We start from the raw sequence: 25,531 nt of genomic DNA, 5'->3' as shown, positions 1-25,531 counted from the left end.
TGTAGTGAGGACTTCAGTCCTCATCAAATGAGAGAGGACTGAAGTCCTCGCTACAAACAATCTCTAAAGGTTTGTAGTGAGGACTTCAGTCCTTCCTCAATCATTTCCGGCTGTTGAGCCATTTAGCAGCAACTATCCCCAAAATACCTGCCACAACTGGATTGCCCAAAAACTTCATCAAACTAGGCTGTTCTGCCAGCACTTCTCGGAAAATATCCGGGTGATTGTGATAGGTGAACGAGGCAAGCTTGGTAACATCATCAGCAGTCATGCGGCTCGCGTGGTGGGTAGAAAGTCCTAATTGCTTTTCCAACTGGCGATCGTTCAATCCTCTCTTGTCCAACTGCTTGAAGAACTCCCGAGCCACGTCGTCCAGTTCGTTCGGCTTGATTTGGGCGATCGCCTTTTGCAATTCCGGTTCCAACTGTGCCGGCGGAAGAGACTCGTGATTAAAAGAACGCCCGAATAATTGTTTGCGCTGATCCGGGGAAGTTCTCTGAGCAAAATCGTCAAAATTTTCGTACTCTTCACCAGTTGTCTCAGGCATCATTTCGCGATCGCCCTGAGCCAAATCGCTCATGATTTGTCGCTTGTAATTATCGCTGCTACTCATGGTAATTATTTTCCCAACTACACAACAGTTCCGTCTCAAATTGAGATTCCTTCGACTTCAAACAACTGCGGAATATTAAAGCGTCGCGCTGCTATAAATTCCGCTTTTTAACCAAGTCAAGACTTGTATTCAATCTGATTTGATTGCTGGTCGTACTTGGCAGTCAAAATCAGTTTTTTGTCACAAGCATAAACCAAAACACTTAAATCCTGATTTGGGAAATTAACGTTCGCGAGCGGGGACGCTCGCGCTAAGGAATGAGAATTAAATAACTTACAATTTTTATTGTTCTTGTGGGATGGGCGGGAGAGCCCATTCTTTCTGGACGGGCGGGACGCCCATCCCACAAACTTGTGTAAGTTATTAACTTTTCGTTCCTAATGACAACTCACAAACGTTCGCGAGCGAGGACGCTCGCGCTAATGACAAATAACAAATAACAAATAACAAATAACAACTAACAACTAACAACTAACAACTAACAACTAACAAATAACAACTAACAAATAACAACTAACAACTGACTTCAAAAAAAGAGTGTGGGCAAGACTTCATCTTACCCACACCCTAAAAAAACGTTATTAGTTTTAATCTACCTTGTGATGACATTCTTTATCTATTTTGTGCTGAAGTTCTTCTTTCAACTGTTCCACAGCGCGCATAGTTTGAGCTTTTTCTTGTTTCTGCTGGCCGAGGGCTTTTTCTGTTTCCTCGCCCAGCAATTTTTCCCTTGATTTTGGTAATGTAACTTCGCTGCCACTTACAGTGTGGATCTGGTTTTCTTCAATATTCATTAGTTTTCACCGCTTTTAAAAATCTAGGTAAACCTAGCAAGACTCAGCGGTTTAAGGTTCTTAAGCATTCTTTCCTATCGCTTACGCTTCCTCAATGTCAAGGTTGCCCAGGAAATCCCAGTTAGAGTTAGAATAGTAACTATGTCTATTAGTTATTATTCCAGATTGCTTGATTTTTTTATTCAGTTGATTCCACAGGCTCCAAACGTGCTTTGTTGAGTTCACCTCAACAAAGGCGGTTAAGGAGCCTGGTATTTTTTCCGACAATCTCATTCCCCTACGGCCGATAACTAACGCCGCTGCTTCATCACTAGCCAAACCATACATCCTCAGATATTTGACTAAACCAATAATACTAGAATAAGCAGGATTGACCGTTAAAAGCTCAATACCTCTGTTAGAAAGAATTGAGTTTAACAACTTAAACAACTCAGAATAAGCCCAACCTGATAGCATCCGAGCATATTTCTTGCCACGTTCTCTAAGTTGCTCTTTCTTGCTGGTAAAGTCTAATTCCTCGCAGACTATTGGACATTGAAACTTGATAGCTAATGCCGATAATTCTCGGCAAGCTTTAACAATTTGAGCTTGCTGTTGACCCTTGCGTAAACCAGTTTGTAGTCGAATTTTACCCTGTGCTTTCAAGTTACCTTCGGTATCAATATACGCCCAACCAATCGAGCCGGGATTCATGTCGATACCAATACAACCATAATCTACAGAACGCGATACCTGCTCAACATTGGAGGGCGTGAAACTAACAGCAACACACCATTTACCAGATTTATAATAGAAGTGCCAAGTTTTAGCGCCCGTAGCTGGTAATCGGTTAATATTGCGAGGGAAATCGCCAATATACGAATCTACATTTTTACCAAACTTAGATTCTAAACAAGCTGGCACTCTAACTATTAAATTATCCCCATCCCACTGACACACTTGATTACCATAAGATTCATCTTTGGAACCCACGATAAAGGCTTGATTCTTGGGGACACGAACCCGCACAGGGATTGATTTTAGGACGGCTAATATTTGCCGATACCTGGTCAGCTTACGTTTTTTATTGTGTATCTGAAAGCGTAGGTTTTGCCAGTTAGTTTGTCTATACTTTAGGTCACTAGATAACGGAAATGCACAACCGCTTTTACTATTTTGCCAGTTCTTTTTAGCGTAAAACTTCCGAGCTAATTTGAGTTTTCTCTCAGCTTTTGTTAGCCAAGCTTCACAAGATTTAGCTTGATTTTCTAAGGTTTTTATGTGTGAAATCCGGCACTCCTTGGCGCTATCAACAGCACCCTTAGCCGATGAGATTACACCATTGGCATGACGTTTGCTAATACCGTAAGTTTTTTGTAGGTGCGTGTTCCAGTATGACTTGTTAAATCCTTCTCCTAACATCATAAAGTTGACAGTTTCACATACTGCTTTGTGAAATATTGGTGTGTAAGCGCTCAAAAACATTTCTAGCTGAGTTTTACCGATCGCGTTCAACTCATCTATCGGTGTAGAAAGTGCTTTGCAGTAAGTGATGCTGGTCATTGAGTTCGATAGTTGTCGGGTTCGCCTGACTTGATTTTTATATATTAACATCTATCTTAAATCTACTGACCACCCTTGAATTAACTTTTATTTCTAGGTAAATCTAGGTATTTTGGCAACTGCTGACAACCCTAATTTATGCCAAAAATATTTTCAACAAGGCTAATTCAAAGTTGACCTTACCTCGATCCTAAGGTAAAGCACGGAGAGTTCCCTCTGCCTGAAGGGTGATAGGGGCTGGGGAAGAGTGGGTGAGTTTTGAGGTTTGAGTATTATACTAAGAGCAATCTACCGAGAGTTACATCTCCCGGAAGCAAGATATGGGAATGGGAATAGTGTCTGAGTAGGTGCTATTAGTTGGTGACTCGCACGCAGCTAGGCGGTGAATGAGTTGGGGAGAGGAGATGGATGAGAGCGTGGGAGAGTGTAAAAGGCAAGAGGGAGATAATTTTTCTGCTGCATTGCACAAGTGGGTTCTACCGTTTGTTTGATGAGGCTGCTTAGACCTCCGTCACAGATTGAGAGAAAAATCGGTGACAGGTTAGTGCAGAATTAAGTCAATGCAGGAAGGTTTGACCGTTAAAATCAACAAGATGCAGCAATTGTCAAGTTGTGTGGCGATCGGGTGAAATAATCTGCTAAACCAGAGTTAGCCTCCGGACTAACTTCCCGCAGGATTGAACTAAAATTTCTGTTATTAGTAAAAAGTATCTAAAACCCTATGGGAGCAAGCAGCAGTAACCCCCTCGAAGCAGCCGGCCAAACTTGTGAGCCGATCAAAATAGGCGTGTTGCATTCGCTGACGGGAACTATGTCCATCAGCGAAATTTCTGTAAAAGATGCGACGCTGTTGGCTGTTGAGGAAATTAATGCGGCGGGAGGGGTACTCGGACGCCCCTTGGAATCGGTGATAGCAGATGGAGCCAGCGATTTGCAGACTTTTGCTCAAAAAGCTAAGCAATTGCTCCAAGAATCGCAGGTGGCGGTGGTATTTGGTTGTTGGACTTCGGCCAGTCGCAAGGCGGTACTGCCGGCTTTTGAGTACGGCAATGGGTTGCTCTTTTATCCGGTACAGTATGAAGGGCTAGAACAGTGTCCGAATATTTTTTACACTGGTGCGGCCCCGAACCAACAGATTGTACCTGGGGTGAATTACTTGCTGGCTCAGGGGAAGCGGAAAATTTTCCTGTTGGGTTCTGATTATATTTTTCCCCGGACGGCAAATTTGATTGTGAAAGCTCAACTGGCTGCACTCGGAGGAGAGTTGGCGGGGGAAGTGTATCTGCCACTGGGTTCGAGGGAGGTGGACGAGGCGATCGCACATATTTTAGCAGTGAAACCGGATGCGATTCTCAACAGTCTTAACGGCGACAGCAATGTGGCTTTTTTCCTTCGTCTGCGGGAAGCTGGTTTGAAACCGGAGGATTTGCCGGTGATGTCGGTTAGCGTGGCAGAAGAGGAAATACGGGCGATAGGGCCGTCCAATATTGCCGGACATTGGGTGGTTTGGAACTATTTTCAAACTGTTGATACAGCGGAAAATCAGAAATTTGTTAAGGATTATAAAGCGAGATACGGGGAAAATCGTGTCACGGATGACCCAATCGAAGCGGCTTATTTGGGGGTTTATCTGTGGAAGAAAGCAGTAGAAAAAGCTGGTTCGATAGATGTAATTAAAGTCAGGGCGGCTGCTAAAAATATTGAGTTTGCAGCGCCTTCTGGCATGGTAAAAATAGATGCCAAAACTCAGCATACCTGGAAAACAGTGCGGATTGGTCAGGTGCGATCGGACGGTCAAATTGAGGAGATTTGGAATTCCGGGGCACCTGTACAGCCGGATCCTTTTCTCAAAAGCTACCCTTGGGCGGCCGCACTAAGTCCGAAGCAGATTTCTGTGGGTACTAGGGCTTCTTTGCTCGGGCTGTTTGTGATCATGGTACTGATCGCTTGGATGGCGGTGGGAGTCGGGTGGATGGGTTCTTTGGAGATGAAGAACTCTTTGCTGGCGATGCAGGCAGCATCAGCTCCAGCGGGGGCTGCGGAGGCAACAATGGCGGTGCTGGCCGAGCAAACTATGGCTGTGGCGAGTCGCACTCAGAGTTGGCTGGTGGGGGCTTTGGTTTTGAGTTCGATCGCAGGTATAGTTGCTTGTGTGTCGGTGTCGGCGATTATTCGGAATTTGGGTTTGCTCCGGGAAACTGCCCAACTGATTGCGAGCGGTGATTTGACGGCTCGATCGCCTGTGGTGTCTAATGATGCGATCGGAGTTCTATCTTCTACTCTCAATACAATGGCTCAGCAAATTAGCAGTTTGCTCAAAGGTTTGGAGGTGCGGCAACGACAGCTAGAAGAGCGATCGGGTGAATTGGAAATTGCTAAGAACGCTGCGGAAGCTGCTAACCGCGCGAAAAGCACGTTTTTGGCAAATATGACTCACGAATTGCGGACGCCCTTAAATGCGATTATTGGCTACAGCGAGCTGCTGCAAGAAGAGGCTCTTGAACTCGGCGAAGAAGAGTTTGTGATGGATTTGGCAAGCATTAATATGGCAGGCAAGCAGTTGCTGAACATTATTAGTGACATCCTGGATATTTCTAAAATAGAAGCAGGAAAGATGACTCTTTTCCTGGAGACTTTTGATGTCTTGAATTTAGTCGATCAGGTTATGACTACTGTTCAACCGCTGGTGGGGAAAAATGGCAATACTTTGAGTGTCAATTGCGATCGCGATATTGGTACGATCTACGCTGATTCGGCGAAGCTGCGGCAAGCGCTGTTGAATTTGGCCAGCAATGCTGCTAAGTTTACCGATCGAGGCAAAATTACAATTAATGTTTGGAAGGAAGAATCGGAAGTTTTGCCGGTGGAGAATTCCGAGGATCTCTCGGATATTGCCTCTGAATTTCACAAATATTCGATCGTGTTTCAAGTCACCGATACGGGCATCGGCATGACTGACGATCAGATTTCGAGGCTGTTTGGAGCTTTTTCACAAGCGGACGATTCGACTACCCGCAGGTACGGTGGCACGGGTTTGGGGCTTACTATTAGCCGAAAGTTTTGCCAGATGATGGGCGGGGATATTACAGTTGAGAGCCAGTTTGATTGCGGTTCTACTTTTACGATTCGCTTGCCGATGGCGATTAAAATCGAGAAAGAAGCCGAGGGCGATCGAACACCGGAAGAAACGGCGCAGCAAGAAGTGCGATCGCAAGCGCTGGAACTTCCTGATGCTGCGACTGTGCTAGTAATTGACGACGATCCTGACTCGCGAGATTTGATCGCCCGCTGCTTGTCGAAACAAGGATTTCGGGTACTCTCGTCAGCTAGCGGTGAGGCAGGGCTTGAGTTAGCTAAGGAGTCGCTACCTGATGCGATTACTCTAGACGTGATGATGCCGAGTATGGACGGCTGGGCGGTTCTCTCGGCCTTGAAAGCCGATCCGGAGTTAGCTAATATTCCGGTGATTATGTTGACTTTTTTGGACGATCAAAATCATGGTTTAGAATTGGGAGCGGCGGAGTATTTGAGGAAGCCTTTGGATTACAAACGCTTTGCTGATTTATTGAGTAAATATCAGCGCCCGCAAAAGTAGTCTGTTGACGGTTGACGGTTGACGGTTGACCATTTGTGACAAGTTAAGAAAAAGTGCAAATTGTCAAGGGGGTAGACTTGCAAGAGGTAAAATAGGATGAAACCTTGACCGGGTAAGCAGTTGAGCCATAATTGAACCAGTTTATGAGTAGCAAAAAACGAATCAACCGAGATCGTGCAAAGAAAAAAAATCGTCCTCAAGTAGAAAACGAAGCGATCGCGAATCACCTGGAAGATTTATTAATTCCAGCAATGGCGGCCCAAAAAACTTTTTATCGCCAACTAAATTTAAGAGATAGAATTCTAACACTACCGTTAATGATGGCCTCTGTATTAAGTTTATTATGGCGAGACGTAGCAGGAGTAACAAAATTAACCAGATTATTAAAGAGAGAAGGCTTTTTATGATGTCAGCCACAAGAAATTAGCCAACAAGCATTATCACTCAGATTTTTAACTTTGAGAGCTATTTTGTTTGAAAAAGTATTTAAAGAATTAGTACCTCATTTTCGACAAAAATGGTTGATGAGAAAGTCGAGACCATTACCAGATAGCGTACAATTTGCCTTAAAAAACTTTGAAAATATCTGCATAGCAGACGGCTCAACATTAGAAGCATTATTTCGTAAACTAGAAAGTTTATCAGATGTTCCAATTGGTAAATTATCCGGAAAAATGTGAGTAATAATAGACCTAGTAACTCATCTTCCCGAAGAAATTTGGTTTTGGACAAATCCGAAACAAGCAGATACCCATTGGGAAGAAGATTTACTAAAAACAGTTAAGCCAAAAACTTTGCTGTTACTGGATAGAGGCTTCTATCACTTCGCTTTTTGGTCAAAATCAATTGAGCAAGAAATTGGATTTATCACTCAAATTAAGAAAGGTGCAGGGTGTATCTCAGTTTTGCATTTGTAGTAGTGCGAGCTTAAGAGCTCGCGTATTGTACAATACGCGAGCTCTTAAGCTCGCACTGTAAAAAAAAATGCTTTTTGCAAAAATGAGATGCTCCCAAGGTGCATCTTATCAAGTCAAGCGGGTATTAACCAATACTTATAATGTCAAAGACCAGATAATCCAGATAGGTGCAGGGACAAAAAAGACACCAAGTTTGACTATAAGATTAGTACAAATTCGCTCGAAAAATAGCTGGCGTTCTTATCTGACGAGTGTCCGAGATTCCGAAATATTGCCCCCCTATGTAGTGGCAGATTTATATCAAAGACGCTGGCGAATTGAAGACGCCTTTTGTATAGTAAAGAGACTCCTAAATTTAAGTTATTTATGGACAGGTTCTGTCAACGGAATTCAGCTCCAAATCTGGGCTACCTGGCTATTTTATGCGGTTTTGGTAGACTTAGGGGATGCCGTTGCAGATGAATTAGGAGTGCCAATTGAACGTGTTTCATTAGAAATGATTTATCGGGGAATGTATCATTTTTCTGTTGCCTATCAAAAAGGATTAGCTTCTGACGAAAGTTAAGTATTTTGCTGACGATAAAAATCAAGATTTAGGGATTGTTAAGCGACAACGAAAACCTCAGATCAGGCTAATTATTTCTCCTTTCCCTGGAACTCAAAGAAGTCCCGAACAATTTTTTTTCAATAATAAAGGAACAAATGGAGTCATATTTTAATTGGTATCTCGGTAAAAAAAATGAGTAAGATTACTCATTGACAACAGTGCTTTTAGCTTAACTTGTGAGTAATGGGCAAGGTTCGATCGACTGGTTTAAAAAGCAAATTCCCTAAAATCAAAATCTTTTGGGGGCTCACAAGCTCGAAGCTTTCATTACTTGGGCTAACAAACATCTCTAATCAGGCATTACCGATCGCGATCGCCATTTTCCCCTTCCCTACAGTTGCTTTTTTTGGGGAAACTGCTATTATTTACGATAACCCAGCATTCAAATATTTTAATTTTATTAAAGTGAAAAAAATCGCCCTTTTTTTTCGAGTTAACCGCTTGACTCTGAAGTTTTTTGGAAGTACAATTTAATAATGGGAATAGTCGCAAAATTAAAATTAGACTCACCACTTCCATTATCTAAAATATACCACCTAAAGTCCAGACAAGTCAATAGGTAATAATTCCTTTTTTTTGCCAATTTTTTGACACTGTTTCTAAACTTTTTGTGGTTGATATCGACGAAAAGCATTGCTATCCAAAAATGGGTTTGTTTCCACAGGCCGTGCAATCACAGGTGTGGAACGGTTACATTATCAATTTTTCTTGAGGGATTTTCGGTGGCGGCGCACCCTACACCTAACTAACTCAACTTCGACTAGATAGAGAGTGGATTTTGGTGTTTAGTTAAATTGAACTTATTAATAATTCCTTGACTTTGCCGCGCTTGGAACTCTTAGAGTTAATTCCCCTAGACGCTGATATTTCAATTTGCTGAGGGAGATGAGCTATTTTAAAAGCTTCAGCATCGCTGTATATTTTATCGATGAAATCGCAGTTAGAATTAGACAGCATAATTTTGACACCCCGTTGGGCAAGTTCTGCAAAAACATCTCTAAGCTTTATCTGTTCGGCTTGTTTGAAGTTCTCGCGGCTGTAAGCTGTGAAATCGCTAGTAGAACTGATAGGATAATAAGGCGGGTCAAAATAAACAAAGTCTTTGCTGCTTGTAGCAAAATCTAAAATTCGATCGAATTTTCTCACTTCAATTTGAGCTGGCTCGAGTAGAGATGAGACCGATCGCAATAATTCTGGTTGACAAATGTTAGGATTTTTGTATCTGCCTATGGGAACATTAAATTCACCTTTGGAGTTTTCTCTGTAGAGGCCGTTGTAACAAGTTTTATTGAGGTAGATTAGCCGTGCTGCTTTTTCTGTATCTGTGTTGTAGGATCGCGATCGCACCGAGTAATAATAGGCTGGATTGTCCTTGCTGTGCTCTGAAGCGTGCTCTAACAAAAGCTCAATCAGATCCTCAACTTTATCCCTGACACAGCGATAAGCATTAATCAACTCAGGATTAATATCTGTTAACACAACTTGCACAGAAGGGTGCTGTTGTGCTAAGTAAAAAAATACGGCTCCGCCGCCCAAAAAAGGCTCGTAGTAAGTGGTGAACTTTTTAGGAAAATAAGGTTGATATTGTCCAATCAACCTTGTTTTGCCTCCAGCCCATTTCAGAAATGGACGCGGCAAGACGAAAGAAGGTGCGGCAGCAGACATTTAGGTAGAAATAACAGCCCTATAATATTTATCACAACTACAACTCACAACTACAACTGAATAGAAATACTTCTCTCATTCGTTACCAGAAAGAATTGGTTGAAAGCCGGAACGCTTTGAGGGAGAAATTAAAATCAGACTATTCATTACTCCAATCCTCGGACTTATAGGTAGAGGTCGCTCTCAAACTGTCAAGCGGTCAACTGTCAAGCGGTCAACTGTTGAACGGAGGTCGCGTTCCGGCATTGAACAGACTCAGACCCGATCGCTCTCACAAAACTTTTCGTTAGAATTATATATGTTAGCATCGCCCTTGAAAAATGACCGATCGCCCGATCGGCAGATTTAGCTCCGGCTGTGCCAAAATTGTCTAACTCGCTCACAAGTGTTACCAGTCAAAGATCGAGCTGTAACACTTTACCCCACCGGTGCTCATGCAAGATTTCATTAATAACATCTCTCGCTACCCTCGTTTTTTGATTACTGTGTGTCTGGGAATCTTTTTTTTCCTGTTCGAGCGACTCAAACCTCTGCTCGATCGACCGGCAACTGCGATCGCCCTGATTACTTCGATTGTAGCGACTTTTGTGTTTCTAACTTTTACACTGCGCGCCATGTTAGGTCTGAGTCCGGTTTAAAGGCAAAATTTCTGCCCGAAAAAGCCGGCGAACTCTGACAAACCATAGCCCACAAACCAGGAACGCAGAGGGTTTGGGGGTTGCGACTTCTGAGTTTGAGTTAAAACACTAACCCCCGAAATAAGTGCAACTCTTCCGTGCGATCGCACACTTGGCAATAGTCGCTGCGATAGATTGGAAGAGAAAGTAAAGTTACCCTAGTTATGTGAGCGCTCCTCAACCTTGGCGCAAGCAAACATTACCGAAGTGCAGCACAACAGTTCCGGCTATCAACACAACTGGGGAAATACTGCACCTCTGTTTCCCCCATTCCCACTTAATCCTTAGGAAGCGGCACACCCCGCCCCGCTTTCCTCTCCCGTTAACCTGACGGTATCACGAGAGTTTCCAGCGGACAAGACAGATGAAATTTGAACATATCTATCAATTTTTTCAAGACCCACCTCCTGTTTATCTAAACAAGGAACTGGCAGTGTGCTACATTCTCTCGGTGTTATTGCGCGGAGATTCCTACGGTACAGAACTCATCGGACAACTAGAAAGGGAATTCCCCATCTACCGACTTTCTGATACCGTCCTCTACAGCGCTTTGAAATTTCTCGAAGATGAAGCCGTCATTACCGGTTACTGGAAAAAAGTAGAAGGACGCGGCCGCCCCCGCCGGATGTATCAAATCCTCCCTGAGTGGCGGCATCAAGCTCAAGACCTGGCTCGTCTGTGGCACGAGTACATCGGTCAGGGAAACGGCGCGTCTGGCCGTCGTCCCCGTGCCTTGGAAACTGGTCACACGGGTTAGCAGGCGTTGAAATCGGATGCCTAAACCCTTGAGATGCGGTGCTACTAGCAAAGCGAATTGTCCGATTGCCTTCGCTTTGCCAGCATCGCCGCCGCACAGCGATTAGAGTAGCGATTCACTACGTCAGGACTTACGCATTGTCACTTGAGAATTAAGGATGATGGGGAGATATGGGAATTGGGTGATGGGGAGAAAAACGCATTGCTAGAAAGCTTGGCGAGAATTTGGGTTAAAAAGTGTCTGCGTAAGTCCTCGATCGCTTTCTTCTGTAAACTTATGTAAAGTCATAGTAGATAATTTCACTTACACAAACTTCTACCGATGGATACTACTGTTCTTTCTTCAACCTTTGTGATGACGCTGCTGTTGGCTGTTGGCTTGTTTTTCTTCATCAAGGCCTCAGTCAAAGATCGCATCGAACAAGTCAAGCTTGCTTCCGAGAGCGCCCAAGAGTTACTGTTAACCCAGCTACAAGAGTATTTTGCTTCTAGGGCTTACCGAGTTGCAGCCGTTGATGCCCCCAACTATAAAGTCACCTTTGAGGGTTTTGTGCGGCCGAGTTGGTTTCTAGCTATCTTTTTAACCCTGTTGAGTGCAGGCGGCGCTCTCTGCTTGGGACTGGTTTTGGGAATGCTAGTACCACAGCAAGGTCAAATTTTCCTAGGTTTGGTACTGCTGTCGCCGTTGACGGGAGTATTTTACTGGAAAAAAGCCGGACGTTCCGAGCAAGTCCTTCTAAAACTCGAATCAGTTGCTGACTCGGAAAGCCCAACTAAAAGCTTTGTTACTGTCAGAGCTCACCGCGACGAGCTAGCAACTATGCAAAAAGCTTTAAATTTGAAACCCCTGGAAGATTAAAAGTTTGGCGCGGAACGTTTTTTTGATATGCTAGATGCCGTGCTTCGACTTCGAGCCGACAAAAGGATTGCTGCTGGCAGTTCTCTAGTTGGCCCGAAAGTTCGATCGACTGTTGATGCAAAGTAAATGATTTTCTAGAAACTTATTGAATAATTGGGTAAAAGCTGGTAGTGTAGGGCGGGAATAAAAAACGCTCTAGCGATTAAAACAGCTAGGGCGATGGTCACTTTGAGTCATTATCGTTTTCAGCAAATGTTGAAGCATCAAGCTGTTAAATATGGCAGTTTTGTAGTAGACATAACCGAATAATACACATCACAAACCTGTTCAAAGTGTGGACAGAGATTTAAATGGCGCTTTCAATATCTTGTTGAAAGCTTTGAGAGATACCTCCTTGACGGGAGAGCTTGCAGCTTTCACGCGTCTTGCCATACACAGCTAATTCGGGCTTAGTCTTGGATTTGCTGGGTTAAATGTATCTGGCACGGTCAAACGATTTTAGATTGTGAGATTTTAGATTTTAGATTTATTCTACAGATGAATCTGGGAGCTTTAATTTTCGTCTAAAATTTGGAGTGGTTCGCGACTCGATTCCGGGCTTGTATGCGTTTTTGGGCAGAGTCAAAAAAAACCATTATCCTGAGAGTGCCAATTGTGCCGATCGCCCTTTCTTGACGATCTATACTGTTGCGATGGCTCCTTCTACCTTAACTTCCCAAGGATTTTTCGCGTAAATTTCAGTTGGCACTCTCCAGACAATGAGAACTCTCGCGCTTTTGTTAAAAGAGCTAGAAAAACATTGGTGTCAATGTTTTGATCTAAACATTTCGATCTATGCGCGACTGGCGGACACCGCAGGAATTTTTTCTGCGGTTGCTTCCAGCATCACCTTTAAGCTGGGAAACAAGAAATGGTTCTCTTCTACGTATTGGGCTCCGAACAAACCTTTTTCAGCCCAAAAGTATCTGTCGGTGGTATGCTCGTTACGCTTGACCAACAGTAAAGCTGGGGGAGCAATGCCTTCGGCATGGATGAACTTGCGAGCCGCTGTTACGGGTTTATCTTCGCCGCTCTCGATGCTATATTGAGGCACACACTCTAAAATTCTGCGTCCTTCTTGTCGGCGGCGACTTTTGCGCTTGCGTCTCCTGGCCAATTTCTTTACCTCCTCTGTGAGCAGACAGTGTGAGCAGACAGTATGAGCAGACAGGTTTTGACATACTCCCCAGCCATAAAGACATGGGGATTCTGGATTCAAACAGCTTTTCTCAAGCACAGTTTGTCTGATATTGCCGAGCATCCTAGGTTGATGCCCCAACCTATCTCAGATTTTTTGGATTATAGAGTTGAGACCGGATTTTTACATCTGGCGAATCAACAATACATGATTCAATCATCAAAGCTGTCCCGATCGGACTTGGCTTTAGATCCAATTTTTAGGTAATCATAGCTACCAAATCCGAGGCCAGTATATCCGTTCTAGCTCTAAACTTCAACTGTTTTTAATATATCGACATAATCTTAACATTCGTGCCGATCAACAAAAGTGCAGCGGTTGTGGTAGGGAGGGCCGCAAGTTCCGGCAGCAGCCAAGTTTGGGACTCTGTGGAAGCTATGCAGACGGGGCTTTAAAGCAATTTTTGTTTGTGAAAGCTGAATCCTTGGAACCGATCGGCCTGCCATCAAAGCCCACAGACTAGAAATTTAGCAGTCTCCAATCTGTAATCGGCGGCTGAGCAGTTGTAATTTAGTTAAAATTCCGTAAAATATCTTAATGTGGCACTCATGTTAATGCCAGCCAGTTCAGAATTTGTCAAGCTTTGTCGATCGCAGGTGGCGATCGCCGTCAGTTTGGGTGCGACATTCAGCGCAGTATACCTGACACAAGAGCTGGTAGAAGGCAGCGAGGCAAAGTTAGTGCCGATCGCAGTTTACCCAGAAACCTCAGTCGAACCAGAAAATCAGGAGTTGAGGCTCGAACCGGCTTCAAGCTCGACAGTGAAACCAATGCCACGGCGGCTGGCTGCGCCGGCTTTGGCTGTGGAAGCATCAACCGTGGGTGCGATCGCACCCGAGCCACTGCCGGGTTTTGAAAACAGTTCCAATCAGTGCCAAGGCCCGGGGAATGTGTTGGGACTCCTGGTCAGCGGTAGGGAAGACAGGGCTTGGAACGATCGAGAGGAGGCTCAGATCCAACAAATTGCTCGCACCTTGGCCCTAGCCTGCATTTTAGACCAGCGATCGCAGTGGATGCATCAGGAATTGGGATCTTCCCGGCAAATCCAGGCTCAGGTTTATGACACGATGCACAACTTGCTGCACCAGTTCAAGAGTCCGCTGACAGCGTTGCGAACTTTTGGCAAACTGTTAGCGCGCAGGCTGGTACCAGAAGACAAAAATCGCAATGTGGCTTATAGTATTGTCCGAGAGAGCGATCGGCTCTCTGAATTGCTCGGCCAGTTCGATCGCACAGTAGATACCGGCGAAGCAAATCTCAGACTCCCATCAGGCACTTCAGAAACAGCAACTTCTAATATCGAATTAATCCAGCATTCTCCTCTGTCGCTGTTACCAGTGGCCAATTTGGACGAATCCTGTGTAGTGACAGAAGTCTTAAAACCGCTGTTAATTTCCGCCGAGGCGATCGCATCGGAAAGGCATCTGTCATTGCTAGCCGACATTCCGGCGGATTTACCACCAGTCTCGGCGAGCGATCGAGCTTTGCGCGAAGTTTTGAGCAACCTAATTGACAATGCTTTGAAATATACCCCCGCCGGCCGCCAAATTTATATTAAAGTAAGCTACGAAGCGAACCACCGCCCCTTACCTGCCATAGCAGTTGCAGTCAGCGACACAGGTTCCGGCATTCCCCCCCAGGATTTAGAGCATTTATTTGAGCGACACTACCGGGGAGAAAAAGCCCAGACAGAAATTCCCGGCACAGGATTGGGTTTGGCGATCGCCCGCGATTTAGTCCGCCAAATGCAAGGAGAAATCCAAGTATTTTCCCCAGTAAATCCGGAATGGCTGCCATCTAGTGCAGCTCATTTATATCCAACCGATAGCGGCACTACATTCGTCGTTTGGCTGCCGATGAAAAAGGAGAACAACTGTTTGTAGTGCGGACTTCAGTCCGCAATATTGAGCGGACTGAAGTCCGCACTACAAGCCTTACTTATTGGGGTCAATAGATCGGACATGATATCATTGCCAATCTAAAATTAAAAATATAAAATAGTCTCACAAACTCTATACCTGGGAAAAACCATATGAAGCATCTGCCTTTATTCGATAAAATTCCCAACTTTTCAAATCTTTTAGAAAAGCTCAAGAAACACTTTTTTACTGTACCATTTTTAGTCATTTTCAACACTCTGGCTCTCCTAATTTTAGGCGGACTGAGCCTATACGCCAAACTCAACAACCAGGGAGACGGAGTTGAACGCCTCTTTAGCGATCCTTTTAATTTCTGGTTCCCTTACGAAGGCCTTTTCACCGGAATTTCCGAAGTCCTCTGGTGCATCCCAGTCGCAATTTGTGCATTTACATTCGGACTCCTGCGCCAAAAAGACCCCCGCAGTCGATCGGCAATATTCTTCTTTTTTAGCGCTTTACTGCTGGGAGTCTTTTTCTTGGATGACAGGTTTCGGATGACTTTGATTCTTTCTCAGTTGGGAATATCTAAGAAATTAATTTATTTGTGTTATGGTAGTGGCGTTTTCCTTTACGGAATTAAATTTTGGCGATACATCAAAACCACTCCTTACCTGCCCTTAATCGCCGCATTCCTCTTATTTGCTATCTCGCGGTTTGAGGATATTATAGACACTCGTAGTCTAGGAGCACACGCTATGTTAGAAGATGGCACTAAGTTATTAGCTCTTCTGAATTTGGCTATGTATTTTTGGCACGTATGTTATCAAGCAATTTGGCGACATTTTGACAGTTGACAGTTGACAGTTGACAGTTGACAGTTGACAGTTGACAGTTGACAGTTGACAGTTGACAGTTGACAGTTGACAGTTGACAGTTGACAGTCATTGGAAGCAATTACTAATTACCAATTCCAATCCGCAATGCCCAATGCGCTGGGAAGGCCAATGCCCAATGCCCAATCCCCAATGCCCTGGGAAGGCCAATGCCCCATGCCCCATGCCCCATGCCCCATGCCCCATGCCCAATTACCCATTGCCAATTACAAACAAACTTTTCATGTTTTTTTTATTCCTCTGACTAAAACTGTCAGGCAATCCCCGAAACCGCTGGAAATTCAGAAATTGAAACCCGCGAACATCAGCCAGTAACTTTGGCGTAGATTTTACCGCCGAAGTTGCAGCACAAGAGGCAATTTCTTTCTCTACTGTTAACACATTTCCGTAAAGATTGGCAATTATTTCTTGACCCCCAGCAGTCATTTTCAAATGCTGCAATCCTTCTTGAATGTAGGGATATACAACATTCCAAAAAAACTTGGGATAGCCCGATCGCAAATCTGCCGGATGGCAGTAGCCTAGATTTTTATTACTACCTATTTCTTCAAATTCATAAAACAGCGCCGGTATTTTTTGTAAGTAGCGGGGGTCGCTGAGTTGACCGAGCAAATCTGCTGCCCGCACTAAGCCGGGATAATTGCCAGTACAAGAGTGTTCTTCGTCGTTCGGTACGGGGAAGCGAGTCAATTCAATATTACGCATAATAGCCTCCGAATCAATCAAATCGTGACCGAAAAAATGTTCTTGTACGAACATTTTACCCCTGTCTATATGATAGGGAGTTAAGCTAGCATCAGTTGTACCCGATTCTAGATAAATTGTATTGTTGTCAGTGCCTGTCGCATACAATCTTTGGCTTTGTTGATCTTGAGGGCAGATTCCTTTGACGTAACCGATATCGTGACACAGCCAAGAAACGATCGCCTCCAGCCAATTTTCTGGGGAGATGTTTCCTTCGCTCAGGTATTTACCGCGCAATATTTCTTGCCCTACTAAGGTGACAAGAACTGTATGTTCGACGTTGTGATAAAGAGCGTCGCTGCTGGCAATGTTTTCTAAAGCTAGGCTGACAACCTGTTCGATAAGTCTGGCGCTGTCAGATTTAATGTTCCCGTAAGTGTTTCGGTATCCGGCTTTTAAGCTTTCAGTTAAGGAACTGATGATGACTGTGGTGGGGTTCAACATTTGTAGTTACCTTGATGGCGGGTGATTGCGAACTATTGCATATTTGCAATTAGTCTGTCAGAGGAGTATTTTTTTTTCCAAGAAGTCATTTGTGCAGTCAATCTAAAATCTAAAATCTAAAATCTAAAATCGATCGACTGGCTGTTGGTTTTTATTGTCACCGATCGCAATTGGCGATCGCAACCAGAAAAGCTCATAAGTTTGACAGTTTTTGCGCCTCAGCAATTTCCCGCTGATTGGGGAGCTACCGCAATACCTCATAAAAACTCATAAAACCTCAGGAAAGCGAAGGAGCAGCTAACTCGACTCGGAATTTGCCGTGCAAGCCCTCAGCTCGGCTGCTGGCTTGAATGTTGACCCGCGAGGCTATACAATTTATAAAAATTCTTGCTATCAAGGAAGTGTGGGACTTTTTTTCTAAAACGAACCTACAGCAGGCAAGCTCCCAACCCCGATCGCCATCAGTGATTCCCAAATCTAAAATCTAAAATCTAAAATCTCCAATCTACAATCGAAATACCTTAGTAGAAAAATGAATATTCAAGAAGCTTTAGAATTTATAGAAAACTCAGTTCACCTCAAAACTGGCAAACACCTCAACGATTTGGAAAGGCAGGTTTTTATCGGGACTTGGCAAGGACAAACCTATGAACAGATTTACCCATTAAACCCGGAATATGTCGAAAAAGATGTAGGATACAAGCTGTGGCAGAAGCTGTCAAGTATCTTGGGAGAGAAAGTTACAAAAAAGAACGTGCGAGGAGCCATAGCTCGATCGATCGCGCGGCAGGAAATGCGATCGGCAGAACATCTAAAACAGCCTTCCCAGACTGAACCGAGAAATGGGACAAATCACGGAAAACGAGTTTTTATTAGCTATTGCAACCAAGAACCCGATCTGAGTTTGGCACTGGAGCTTGCCGAAGGCATAAATGCAACGGGACACCAAGTATTCGCTGCCAATATTGGGGCGGTTTATCCCGATCGCGAATCAGCAAAAAACTGGCTTTCTCAAATTGACTTTCAATTAGAACAGTGTGACTATTTTTTATTGCTGCTGTCCGGGGAAACAGCAGTTAGTGAAATAGTTATGGAAGAATTGCGGAAAATCAAAGAATTGCGCTACAGACGGCAAAATCCGGCGCCTGCCGTGTTGCCAATTCGAGTCAATTATCCTCCCAGCATACGGCTAAACCATGACTTGCGGAACTACATCAACGATACTCAGCAGCGCGAGTGGACATCGCCGGCTGACACGGTACTACTGCTACAAGAAATCAACCAAATGCTTTTAGAAATAGTCGCTGGGGAAAGCACAGTACAGCCAGCAGGTACATCGCAAACAGATACAGAAGATGACATATCCGCAGGATTTATAGTTAATTTAAACCTGCTGGCGCCAGAGCATTCATTCCTTAAAACTGCGACTCAGACTGTAACCATTTCTCGGACTCTGCCGCTTTCAAATCCTCCATCACCCGCCGCAGAGCCGCAGATTCCCCAAGGACAAGTCAGGCTGGATTCGGCTTTTTATGTCGATCGCGTTCCCTGGGAAGCTCAGTGTTACAAGGAACTTTTGCAGCCGGGAACTTTAATTAGGATAAAAGCACCGAGACAAATGGGCAAAACTTCGTTAATGGCGAGGATTCTTTATCAGGCAAAAGAACAAGGCTATCGCACTGTTCCTCTGAGTTTTCAACACGCAGATGCTGCGTCATTTGCCAATCTCAATTCACTGCTGAGGTGGTTCTGCAACAAAATTACGCGCAAGCTGCGGTTGCCTCACCAGATTGACGATTATTGGACTGATACTTACGGCAGTAAAGATAATTGTACGGCTTATTTTGAAGATTGTTTGTTGTCGGGAAACAATGCACCGCTGGTGTTGGGATTGGATGAGGTCGATCGCGTTTTTCAGTATCCTACAATTGCCGATGATTTTTTTGGGCTGCTAAGGGCCTGGTATGAAGAAGCCGGATATGGCGACAGCGACAGCGAACTGTGGGCAAAACTGCGTTTGGTAGTGGTGCATTCAACAGAAGTTTACATTCCGCTGAACGTGAATCAATCGCCTTTCAATGTGGGTTTGCCAATAGAATTGTCCGAGTTTAGCGCCGAACAAGTGGCTGATTTAGCGAGAAGGCACGGGCTGAATTGGCAAATAAATATGGTGGAAAAATTGATGAATATTGTGGGCGGTCATCCGTATTTGGTGCGGGTAGCTTTATATCACATTGCTCAAGAATTTGCTCTTTTCAATCGCCGATTTTCAGGTTCTGCCAAAGAACAAAAAGATTTAGAGGAAAGTTTAGATGAACTTTTAGAACTTGCTCCTACTGAAGCAGGAATTTACGGCGATCATTTGCGCCGTCATTTGTGGAATTTGCAAGAACATCAGGAGTTAGCAGTGGCTTTTAGTAGGGTAGTAGCAGCTAATGAACCTGTAGAGTTAGAATCTGTGCTGGCGTTTAAGTTGCACAGTTTGGGGCTGGTGCAGTTGCGGGGAAATGAGGTAACTGTGCGCTTTGAGTTGTACCGTCAGTATTTTGGCGATCGACTAAAATGTATTTAAGATTCATCTAACTTACAAAACTCTTGCGGGAGGTAATAAAATGCCGTCTCCATTTCCAGGGGTAGACCCTTACTTAGAAAATCCTGAATTTTGGCCGGAAGTTCATCACCGCTTAATTACGGCGATCGCCGATGCGATCGGGCCTGCGCTGCGCCCGAAATACCGGGCGGCAATTGAAAAGCGGATTTATTTGAGCGAGGCCGAAGATAGCGATTTGTTGGCAATTCCTGACGTGACAGTATTCGATCGCCCGTCCACCGCCAGCCCATCTGTTATGACTGCAACGCTGCCCCATTCTGAACCGATGACAGTTACGGTACCAATATTGGAAGAAGCTAGGGAAGGCTATTTAGAACTCCGAGAGGTAGGTACAAATCGGGTAATCACAGTCATAGAAATTCTTTCGCCGAAAAACAAACGCACTGGGAAAGGTCGAGAGGCCTATGAAAACAAGCGACAAGAAGTGTTAAGAAGTGCCTCTCATTTAGTAGAAATTGACTTGCTCAGGGCCGGGAGACAAATGCCTGTAACTGGCGGGACTAACACGGATTATCGCATTTTAATTAGCAGGGCAAATCGCCGTCCAAAAGCTCAATTGTATGCTTTTACGGTACGAGAAGAAATTCCACCATTTTTCTTGCCATTGCAGCCGGGAGATACAGAATTTCAGGTGGATTTGCAAGCTTTGTTCAGCGGTGTGTATGACAGAGCGGGATTTGATTTGTCGATCGACTATGCTCAGCAGCCTGTGCCGCGACTGAAGGACGATGATGTTGGTTGGGCACAGGCGCTTTTGCAGGAAAGGGGATTGCGGTGAACGGGGAGTTATTTCGGGCGATCGATTAAAATATTATCACCAAGAGGAGTAAAAATAATTGATTCCGTTTGAATTTATCGTCACTGGTTCGCCAGTTTCTCTACAAACAAATAACCGAGCAAAACTTCAAGAGTGGAAAGCCAAAGTCGGTCAAATAGCCGCCGAAGCTATGCCAATAGGAATGTCAGCAACTAGCGAACCAGTTCAAGTCATCATCACTCACTATTGCATTACTCAAATATCTGATTTAGATAACATTATCAAGCCGATTGTAGATGCGATGAAGATTTTAGTTTACGTTGATGACAGACAAGTTACCGACCTCACAGTAAAACGGCGCAAACTTACGGAATTCGTCGATTTTACTGCAATATCTCCTTTGATAGCTGAAGCTTTGACTGCGGCCCAAGAATTTATCTATGTTAAAATTGACCTACCAACCGAGCCGATGGAGCTAAATCAATGATAGCAGCCATAGAAAAATTAGAAGCAACAGAAATTGCAGATATTGCCGATAAATATCGCCAGCAAGGTTATCAAGTGTTAGTAAAGTCGAGGGATTATGACTGGCAAAAATTTATTCAAAATCCAGAAATAGACTTGATTATTTGTACGGCTCAAGAATCTGTCCTTGCAGCATTAAAACCGCGTCCTCCTGAGTCAAAAAGTCAAAAGACTTCCGAAGAAGAGATGATGCAACCTTCCTATGACTATCGCCAGCACGATCTATACGATATTCAGGTTTACATGGTAAGAGCATCAGAAATGATCGAAAAAGGTAATTTTGAACTCGCTACCTGTTCGATCGGATCTATTACTGAATCAGTGATGCGGATGGTAGCTGAACACCACTCGATTAATTTTGAAATTCAAGAACCGCCTATTTTGGCTCAAACATTCCTCGCTCACGGTTTGATGAATGGGGAGGATTATGAAGTTTTGGTGGCGGCGCTGGAAATTCGCGATCGCGTGATTTTTCAGCGAGAAAAAGTTACTGTTGAACTCAATTTGGCGCGCCGTGCTTTTGAAGCATTGCAGCGTCTTTTAAGTCAATCTGGACAAATTGAAGGGTAATTAGGCTCTCAAATGGCGATCGGCTGTGTATTCTACTCATTGAAAACAGGTTATGTATCAAGAAAAAAGCTCAGCCTATACTTATAAAGTTGGTGGACATTTGCCTCTAGATGTTTCCACTTATGTAGTGCGACAAGCGGATTCTGAACTTTATCAAGGCTTAACAAATGGCGAGTTTTGTTACGTGCTGAATTCTCGCCAGATGGGTAAAACTAGCTTGCGCGTGCGAACTATGCACAAATTGCAAGCAGAAGGTATTGCTTGTGCGGCGATCGATCTAACTAAAATCGGTTCTCAAGATATCAATCCCGATCAGTGGTATGCGGGGGTTATTAGACGTTTAGTTACCAGTTTTAAGCTAGATTTGAATTTGAGATCGTGGGTGCGGGAGCGAGAATTTTTGCCGCCCGTACAGCGCCTAAGCGAGTTTATTGAACAAGTTTTACTCGAAAATATTCAGGGTAAAATTGTAATTTTTGTTGATGAAATAGACAGTATTTTGAGTTTAAATTTTCGGGCAGATGACTTTTTTGCCTTCATTCGTGCTTGCCATGAATTCGATCGCCTGACTTTTGCTTTGCTGGGGGTTGCGACTCCTTCGGACTTGATTCAAGATAAATACTGTACGCCTTTTAATCTCGGTCGCGCTGTCGAATTGTATGGCTTTAAACTGCACGAAGCTCAACCTTTGGTACAAGGTTTAGCAGGGAAAGTTAGCTATCCTGAGTCTGTTGTAGAAAATGTACTGATTTGGACGGGAGGACAGCCGTTTTTAACTCAAAAGATTTGCAACTATATTTGGCAACAAGCCGAAAATTTCCCGGCAAAAATTCCTCAGGATAAATCTTTAATCGCAGATTGGGTGGAGAATTTAGTCCAGACGCAAATTATTGATAATTGGGAAGTTCAAGACGAACCGCCACATTTGAAAACAATTCGCGATCGCATTCTCAGAAGCGGACAGCGTACCGAAAATTTGCTTAAAATTTACCAGCAAATTTTAATTGCTTCTGATTCGTGTAGCGAAGCCAAAATTCCGGCTGATGAAAGCCTCGAACAAATGGAACTGCGATTGTCTGGTTTGGTTGTGAAAAGAGGGGGGATTTTAAGCATTTATAATAAAATTTATGCCTCTGTATTTAATCGAAATTGGACGAAAAAAGCTTTGGCTGCTCTCCAACCAAACTTTAAACAATTAGTTGCCCATCAAGAACACAAAGTCCTATCTATGCTCAACAGTATGGAAGGCAGAGATTTTGAGGATGTACTCTATGAAATTTTGGGTTCGATTACTATTAAACTAGGGGAATTGATGAGTGTCGATCGCATTACCATATTTTTTATAGATAAAGATAAAAATGAACTTTGGTCGATTATTGCCAGAACTACAAACAGCAGTTCGACAAAGATTCAAATTATGGCAAACAATCCAACAGCAGGCAGAGTGACTATTTATAAAAAAGCTGTCAGCATTCCCAGCGATTTATCGGAAAATTGGTATTCCGATGTCGTGGAAGAGCAAGATAAAAAGACTGGTTACAGACTTTACAGCAATTTAACCTCACCTATGTTAAATGAAAAGGGAGATATATTTGCTTTTGTGCAGTTGGTCAACAAGTTAAAACAACAGCACGATCCGGCAGGAACTTTTTCTGAGAAAGTCGATATAGAAGGGTTTACAGAAGTCGATCGCACTTTGATTGGAGAGTATGTTCCAGCTATTCAGCGGTTGTTGGAAAGGTGTCAATCTTGTTATAAGTTAACTCAAAGATTGCAAGCTTCGGAAGCTCTGACGGAAGCAACGCGATCGGTTTCTCAAAGCAGCTTAGATTCGGAAGAAATTATCACTAAAGTGATGGAAGCTGCTAAAAGATTGATGAATGCCGATCGCAGCACTCTTTGGCTGTTAGAACGCGAAACAGGGCAACTGTGGACAAAAATCCGCTTTGAAGATGGCTCGGTTCGCGAACTCCGGATCGAAGTCGGACAAGGTTTTGCGGGTCAAGTTGCTGACAGCGGCAAACCTGTAAATATTCCCTTCGATTTGTACGAACATCCCGAATCAATAACCGCGAAACAAACTGACCAAAAAACAAAATATCGTACTTGCAGTTTGCTGTGTATGCCTGTTTGCAGTCCTGACGGTGAATTAGTGGCTGTCACTCAATTAATTAACAAAAGAAGACCGGGAGATTTTCCAGAATATGACCCGGAAACTTGGCCGGAAGCGCCGGAATGCTTTCAAGACAGCTTCGATGCTAACAGTCAAAAATATATGCAAATTTTTAACACTCAAGTCGGGGTGGCACTGCACAATGCGAGGCAATTTGCGGCGATGAAACAGCAGGCGGAAGACCACCCGCAAAATGTGGTCAGCCAAACTCTGGCAATGCTAAATCAGGTGATGGACGGTCAGGGTTTTGATGATATTCTGGATGCTACTTTGCGATCGATTACTTTGAAAATGGGTAAGTCTTTGAATGCCGATCGCACTAGCATTTTTTTGCTAGACGAAGAAAAAAATGAGTTTTGGTCGATTATTGCTGAAGCCGATGCTGAGGGCGATCGATCGCTAGAAATTCGCGTTCCGGCAGATAAAGGAATTGTCGGTCATGTGGCGTCTACGAAACAAAGTATTAATATTCCGTTTGATTTTTATGACGATCCGCGTTCGGAAACGGCAAAAGCATTAGATATCAAAAATGGCTATCGAACTTATACTATGTTAACACTTCCTTTGTTAAATGACGAGGGTAATTTAGTAGCTGTAATTCAGCTAATTAATAAAATCAAAAAAATCGATCGCTCCAGCTTGTCTTTGTCAGAAAAAATTGATTTGGAAGGGTTTACAAAACTGGATGAAGAGCGGTTTGCCGAAGATGCGAATTTGATTCAAATGATTTTAGAAAGTTTCCGTACCTTTCACAAAACAGCCCGAGGACAAAGAGTTGCGGCTGCGTTGATGGCTGCTACTCGTTCTGTGAGTCAAAGCAGTTTAGAAATTGATTCGATTCTGCAACGTGTGATGGAATCTGCTAAAGAGTTGATGAATGCCGATCGCAGCAGTTTTTGGGTAATTGATAGAGATGCTAATCAATTGTGGACAAAAATTATTTTGCCAGATGGTAATTTATTGGAGTTGCGTGTGGCGATCGGGCAAGGTTATGTGGGACAAGTGGCCCAGATGGGGGTTCCTCTAAATATACCGTTCGATCTTTATGATTATCCGGGTTCTGAAACTTCTAAAAAGACGGACGAAAAAACCGGATATCGGACTTGCAGTTTGCTTTGTATGCCTGTTTGGAATCCAGACGGGGAGTTGATTGCTGTGACGCAGTTAATTAATAAAATTAAATCGGATGGCGAGGATAAATCGATTGAATTATCTAAGGAAAATGTGCCGGAGCGTTTTCGGGCAAGTTTCGACCAAAGCGATCAAAACTATATGAAAATTTTTAACAATCAAGTGGGGGTGATTTTGCAAAATGCAGAATTGTTGGCGGCGGTTAAGCGGCAGGAACAAACTTTGCGAAATAATTTGAGTTCGATCGGGGGTGATTAGAAGTCAGAGGAGAGGGGGAGAGGGGGAGAGGGATTATGTAATCCGACTAAAGAAACCGGGTTTTTTACCCTTGTTAAAGGCGATAAACCAGTGTTTTTGTAAAAAAACTGGTTTCTGCCTGCGAGACTATAGCATTTCTCAGAAAGATGAGGTATGACTTGTAAATGGAGTTTTTGATGCGACTTCGCTTGCTTTATAATCACTATAAGAGGGCTAAAGCCCAACTACGTACCTAAGAGGGCTAAAGCCCAACTACGTACCTAAGAGGGCTAAAGCCCAACTACGTACCTAAGAGGGCTAAAGC

19 protein-coding genes and 2 pseudogenes are annotated in these 25,531 nt (G+C 43.8%); 13 read left to right on the top strand and 8 right to left on the bottom strand.

The features are described 5' to 3' along the window. Positions 1-100: 100 nt before the first annotated feature. From JGK20_RS19565 to JGK20_RS19555, 3 genes are all read right to left on the bottom strand, one after another. Complete coding sequence (locus tag JGK20_RS19565) at positions 101-613, bottom strand: hypothetical protein (protein ID WP_293174185.1); 513 nt, start codon at positions 611-613, stop codon at positions 101-103. A 587-nt stretch (positions 614-1,200) separates the two neighbouring features. Further along, positions 1,201-1,407 carry a hypothetical protein gene (locus JGK20_RS19560; protein WP_293174182.1) on the bottom strand — a complete coding sequence of 69 codons (207 nt, stop codon included), beginning with the start codon at positions 1,405-1,407 and terminating at the stop codon, positions 1,201-1,203. An 81-nt stretch (positions 1,408-1,488) separates the two neighbouring features. Then, complete coding sequence (locus JGK20_RS19555) at positions 1,489-2,901, bottom strand: hypothetical protein (protein WP_293231825.1); 1,413 nt, start codon at positions 2,899-2,901, stop codon at positions 1,489-1,491. A gap of 769 nt (positions 2,902-3,670) precedes the next feature. Between JGK20_RS19555 and urtA the strand changes: the two genes are divergently transcribed. From urtA to JGK20_RS19540, 3 genes and pseudogenes are all read left to right on the top strand, one after another. After that, on the top strand, positions 3,671-6,544 hold the full coding sequence (urtA, locus tag JGK20_RS19550) for an urea ABC transporter substrate-binding protein (RefSeq protein ID WP_293231823.1): 2,874 nt from the start codon (positions 3,671-3,673) through the stop codon (positions 6,542-6,544). A 143-nt stretch (positions 6,545-6,687) separates the two neighbouring features. Further along, positions 6,688-7,434: pseudogene (locus tag JGK20_RS19545) on the top strand (IS4 family transposase); the annotation flags it as partial. Positions 7,435-7,555: 121 nt separating this feature from the next. Further along, a pseudogene (locus JGK20_RS19540) lies at positions 7,556-8,180 on the top strand (transposase); the annotation flags it as partial. A 677-nt stretch (positions 8,181-8,857) separates the two neighbouring features. On the opposite strand, the gene JGK20_RS19535 reads toward JGK20_RS19540, so the two are convergent. Then, entirely contained in the window at positions 8,858-9,733 is an 876-nt protein-coding gene (locus tag JGK20_RS19535) for a DNA adenine methylase (protein ID WP_293193961.1), read from the bottom strand. A 434-nt stretch (positions 9,734-10,167) separates the two neighbouring features. On the opposite strand from JGK20_RS19535, the gene JGK20_RS19530 reads away from it, so the two are divergent. The 3 genes from JGK20_RS19530 (at position 10,168) to JGK20_RS19520 (ending at position 12,025) form a co-directional block, all read left to right on the top strand. After that, the gene (locus JGK20_RS19530) at positions 10,168-10,371 is read left to right on the top strand and encodes a DUF751 family protein (RefSeq protein ID WP_293144336.1); all 204 of its coding nucleotides are present in this window, start codon (positions 10,168-10,170) and stop codon (positions 10,369-10,371) included. 403 nt (positions 10,372-10,774) lie between these two features. Continuing rightward, on the top strand, positions 10,775-11,167 hold the full coding sequence (locus JGK20_RS19525) for a PadR family transcriptional regulator (protein WP_293144339.1): 393 nt from the start codon (positions 10,775-10,777) through the stop codon (positions 11,165-11,167). Positions 11,168-11,488: 321 nt separating this feature from the next. Next, positions 11,489-12,025: a cofactor assembly of complex C subunit B gene (locus tag JGK20_RS19520; protein ID WP_293214432.1), complete on the top strand. Its 537-nt coding sequence runs from the start codon at positions 11,489-11,491 to the stop codon at positions 12,023-12,025. A gap of 832 nt (positions 12,026-12,857) precedes the next feature. On the opposite strand, the gene JGK20_RS19515 is transcribed toward JGK20_RS19520, so the two are convergent. Next, the gene (locus tag JGK20_RS19515; protein WP_293144355.1) at positions 12,858-13,181 is read right to left on the bottom strand and encodes a DUF3155 domain-containing protein; all 324 of its coding nucleotides are present in this window, start codon (positions 13,179-13,181) and stop codon (positions 12,858-12,860) included. A gap of 635 nt (positions 13,182-13,816) precedes the next feature. Between JGK20_RS19515 and JGK20_RS19510 the strand changes: the two genes are divergently transcribed. After that, positions 13,817-15,145, top strand: a complete 1,329-nt coding sequence (locus tag JGK20_RS19510; RefSeq protein ID WP_293231821.1) for a sensor histidine kinase — start codon at positions 13,817-13,819, stop codon at positions 15,143-15,145. Between the two features lie 149 nt (positions 15,146-15,294). Further along, positions 15,295-15,975 carry a hypothetical protein gene (locus tag JGK20_RS19505; protein ID WP_293231819.1) on the top strand — a complete coding sequence of 227 codons (681 nt, stop codon included), beginning with the start codon at positions 15,295-15,297 and terminating at the stop codon, positions 15,973-15,975. Between the two features lie 107 nt (positions 15,976-16,082). Here JGK20_RS19505 and JGK20_RS19500 read toward each other — a convergent pair whose 3' ends face one another. From JGK20_RS19500 to JGK20_RS19490, 3 genes are all read right to left on the bottom strand, one after another. Beyond that, positions 16,083-16,214, bottom strand: a complete 132-nt coding sequence (locus JGK20_RS19500) for a hypothetical protein (RefSeq protein WP_293175832.1) — start codon at positions 16,212-16,214, stop codon at positions 16,083-16,085. After that, entirely contained in the window at positions 16,207-17,202 is a 996-nt protein-coding gene (locus JGK20_RS19495; RefSeq protein WP_293175830.1) for an Npun_R2479 family HD domain-containing metalloprotein, read from the bottom strand. The genes JGK20_RS19500 and JGK20_RS19495 overlap by 8 nt, the downstream gene beginning before the upstream one ends. Positions 17,203-17,325: 123 nt before the next feature. Further along, the gene (locus JGK20_RS19490) at positions 17,326-17,463 is read right to left on the bottom strand and encodes a hypothetical protein (RefSeq protein WP_293193746.1); all 138 of its coding nucleotides are present in this window, start codon (positions 17,461-17,463) and stop codon (positions 17,326-17,328) included. Between the two features lie 271 nt (positions 17,464-17,734). Here JGK20_RS19490 and JGK20_RS19485 point away from each other — a divergent pair, with 271 nt between their 5' ends. The 5 genes from JGK20_RS19485 to JGK20_RS19465 are packed head-to-tail and all read left to right on the top strand — an operon-like array spanning position 17,735 to position 25,227. Beyond that, complete coding sequence (locus JGK20_RS19485; RefSeq protein WP_293231817.1) at positions 17,735-19,774, top strand: AAA-like domain-containing protein; 2,040 nt, start codon at positions 17,735-17,737, stop codon at positions 19,772-19,774. Positions 19,775-19,814: 40 nt separating this feature from the next. Continuing rightward, positions 19,815-20,591: a DUF4058 family protein gene (locus JGK20_RS19480; RefSeq protein ID WP_293175826.1), complete on the top strand. Its 777-nt coding sequence runs from the start codon at positions 19,815-19,817 to the stop codon at positions 20,589-20,591. 58 nt (positions 20,592-20,649) lie between these two features. Beyond that, positions 20,650-21,057, top strand: a complete 408-nt coding sequence (locus JGK20_RS19475; RefSeq protein WP_293231815.1) for a RusA family crossover junction endodeoxyribonuclease — start codon at positions 20,650-20,652, stop codon at positions 21,055-21,057. Then, on the top strand, positions 21,054-21,665 hold the full coding sequence (locus JGK20_RS19470) for a hypothetical protein (RefSeq protein WP_293175822.1): 612 nt from the start codon (positions 21,054-21,056) through the stop codon (positions 21,663-21,665). Before JGK20_RS19475 ends, JGK20_RS19470 begins: the two co-directional genes overlap by 4 nt. 52 nt (positions 21,666-21,717) lie before the next feature. Then, positions 21,718-25,227: a GAF domain-containing protein gene (locus JGK20_RS19465; RefSeq protein ID WP_293231813.1), complete on the top strand. Its 3,510-nt coding sequence runs from the start codon at positions 21,718-21,720 to the stop codon at positions 25,225-25,227. Positions 25,228-25,531: the final 304 nt, after the last annotated feature.

Source organism: Microcoleus sp. PH2017_05_CCC_O_A (assembly GCF_020738785.1).
In the GTDB taxonomy this organism is placed as follows: Bacteria; Cyanobacteriota; Cyanobacteriia; order Cyanobacteriales; family Microcoleaceae; genus Microcoleus.
This window is presented reverse-complemented; position numbering and strand designations above follow the sequence as displayed.

What these genes read in the sequence shown, in the direction of transcription:
- JGK20_RS19565 (WP_293174185.1), bottom strand. Translation starts at nt 613, where the DNA reads ATGAGTAGCAGCGATAATTACAAGCGACAAATCATGAGCGATTTGGCT.
- JGK20_RS19560 (WP_293174182.1), bottom strand. Translation starts at nt 1,407, where the DNA reads ATGAATATTGAAGAAAACCAGATCCACACTGTAAGTGGCAGCGAAGTT.
- urtA (WP_293231823.1), top strand. Translation starts at nt 3,671, where the DNA reads ATGGGAGCAAGCAGCAGTAACCCCCTCGAAGCAGCCGGCCAAACTTGT.
- JGK20_RS19535 (WP_293193961.1), bottom strand. Translation starts at nt 9,733, where the DNA reads ATGTCTGCTGCCGCACCTTCTTTCGTCTTGCCGCGTCCATTTCTGAAA.
- JGK20_RS19530 (WP_293144336.1), top strand. Translation starts at nt 10,168, where the DNA reads ATGCAAGATTTCATTAATAACATCTCTCGCTACCCTCGTTTTTTGATT.
- JGK20_RS19525 (WP_293144339.1), top strand. Translation starts at nt 10,775, where the DNA reads ATGAAATTTGAACATATCTATCAATTTTTTCAAGACCCACCTCCTGTT.
- JGK20_RS19520 (WP_293214432.1), top strand. Translation starts at nt 11,489, where the DNA reads ATGGATACTACTGTTCTTTCTTCAACCTTTGTGATGACGCTGCTGTTG.
- JGK20_RS19510 (WP_293231821.1), top strand. Translation starts at nt 13,817, where the DNA reads ATGCCAGCCAGTTCAGAATTTGTCAAGCTTTGTCGATCGCAGGTGGCG.
- JGK20_RS19505 (WP_293231819.1), top strand. Translation starts at nt 15,295, where the DNA reads ATGAAGCATCTGCCTTTATTCGATAAAATTCCCAACTTTTCAAATCTT.
- JGK20_RS19500 (WP_293175832.1), bottom strand. Translation starts at nt 16,214, where the DNA reads ATGGGTAATTGGGCATGGGGCATGGGGCATGGGGCATGGGGCATGGGG.
- JGK20_RS19495 (WP_293175830.1), bottom strand. Translation starts at nt 17,202, where the DNA reads ATGTTGAACCCCACCACAGTCATCATCAGTTCCTTAACTGAAAGCTTA.
- JGK20_RS19490 (WP_293193746.1), bottom strand. Translation starts at nt 17,463, where the DNA reads ATGAGGTATTGCGGTAGCTCCCCAATCAGCGGGAAATTGCTGAGGCGC.
- JGK20_RS19485 (WP_293231817.1), top strand. Translation starts at nt 17,735, where the DNA reads ATGAATATTCAAGAAGCTTTAGAATTTATAGAAAACTCAGTTCACCTC.
- JGK20_RS19480 (WP_293175826.1), top strand. Translation starts at nt 19,815, where the DNA reads ATGCCGTCTCCATTTCCAGGGGTAGACCCTTACTTAGAAAATCCTGAA.
- JGK20_RS19470 (WP_293175822.1), top strand. Translation starts at nt 21,054, where the DNA reads ATGATAGCAGCCATAGAAAAATTAGAAGCAACAGAAATTGCAGATATT.
- JGK20_RS19465 (WP_293231813.1), top strand. Translation starts at nt 21,718, where the DNA reads ATGTATCAAGAAAAAAGCTCAGCCTATACTTATAAAGTTGGTGGACAT.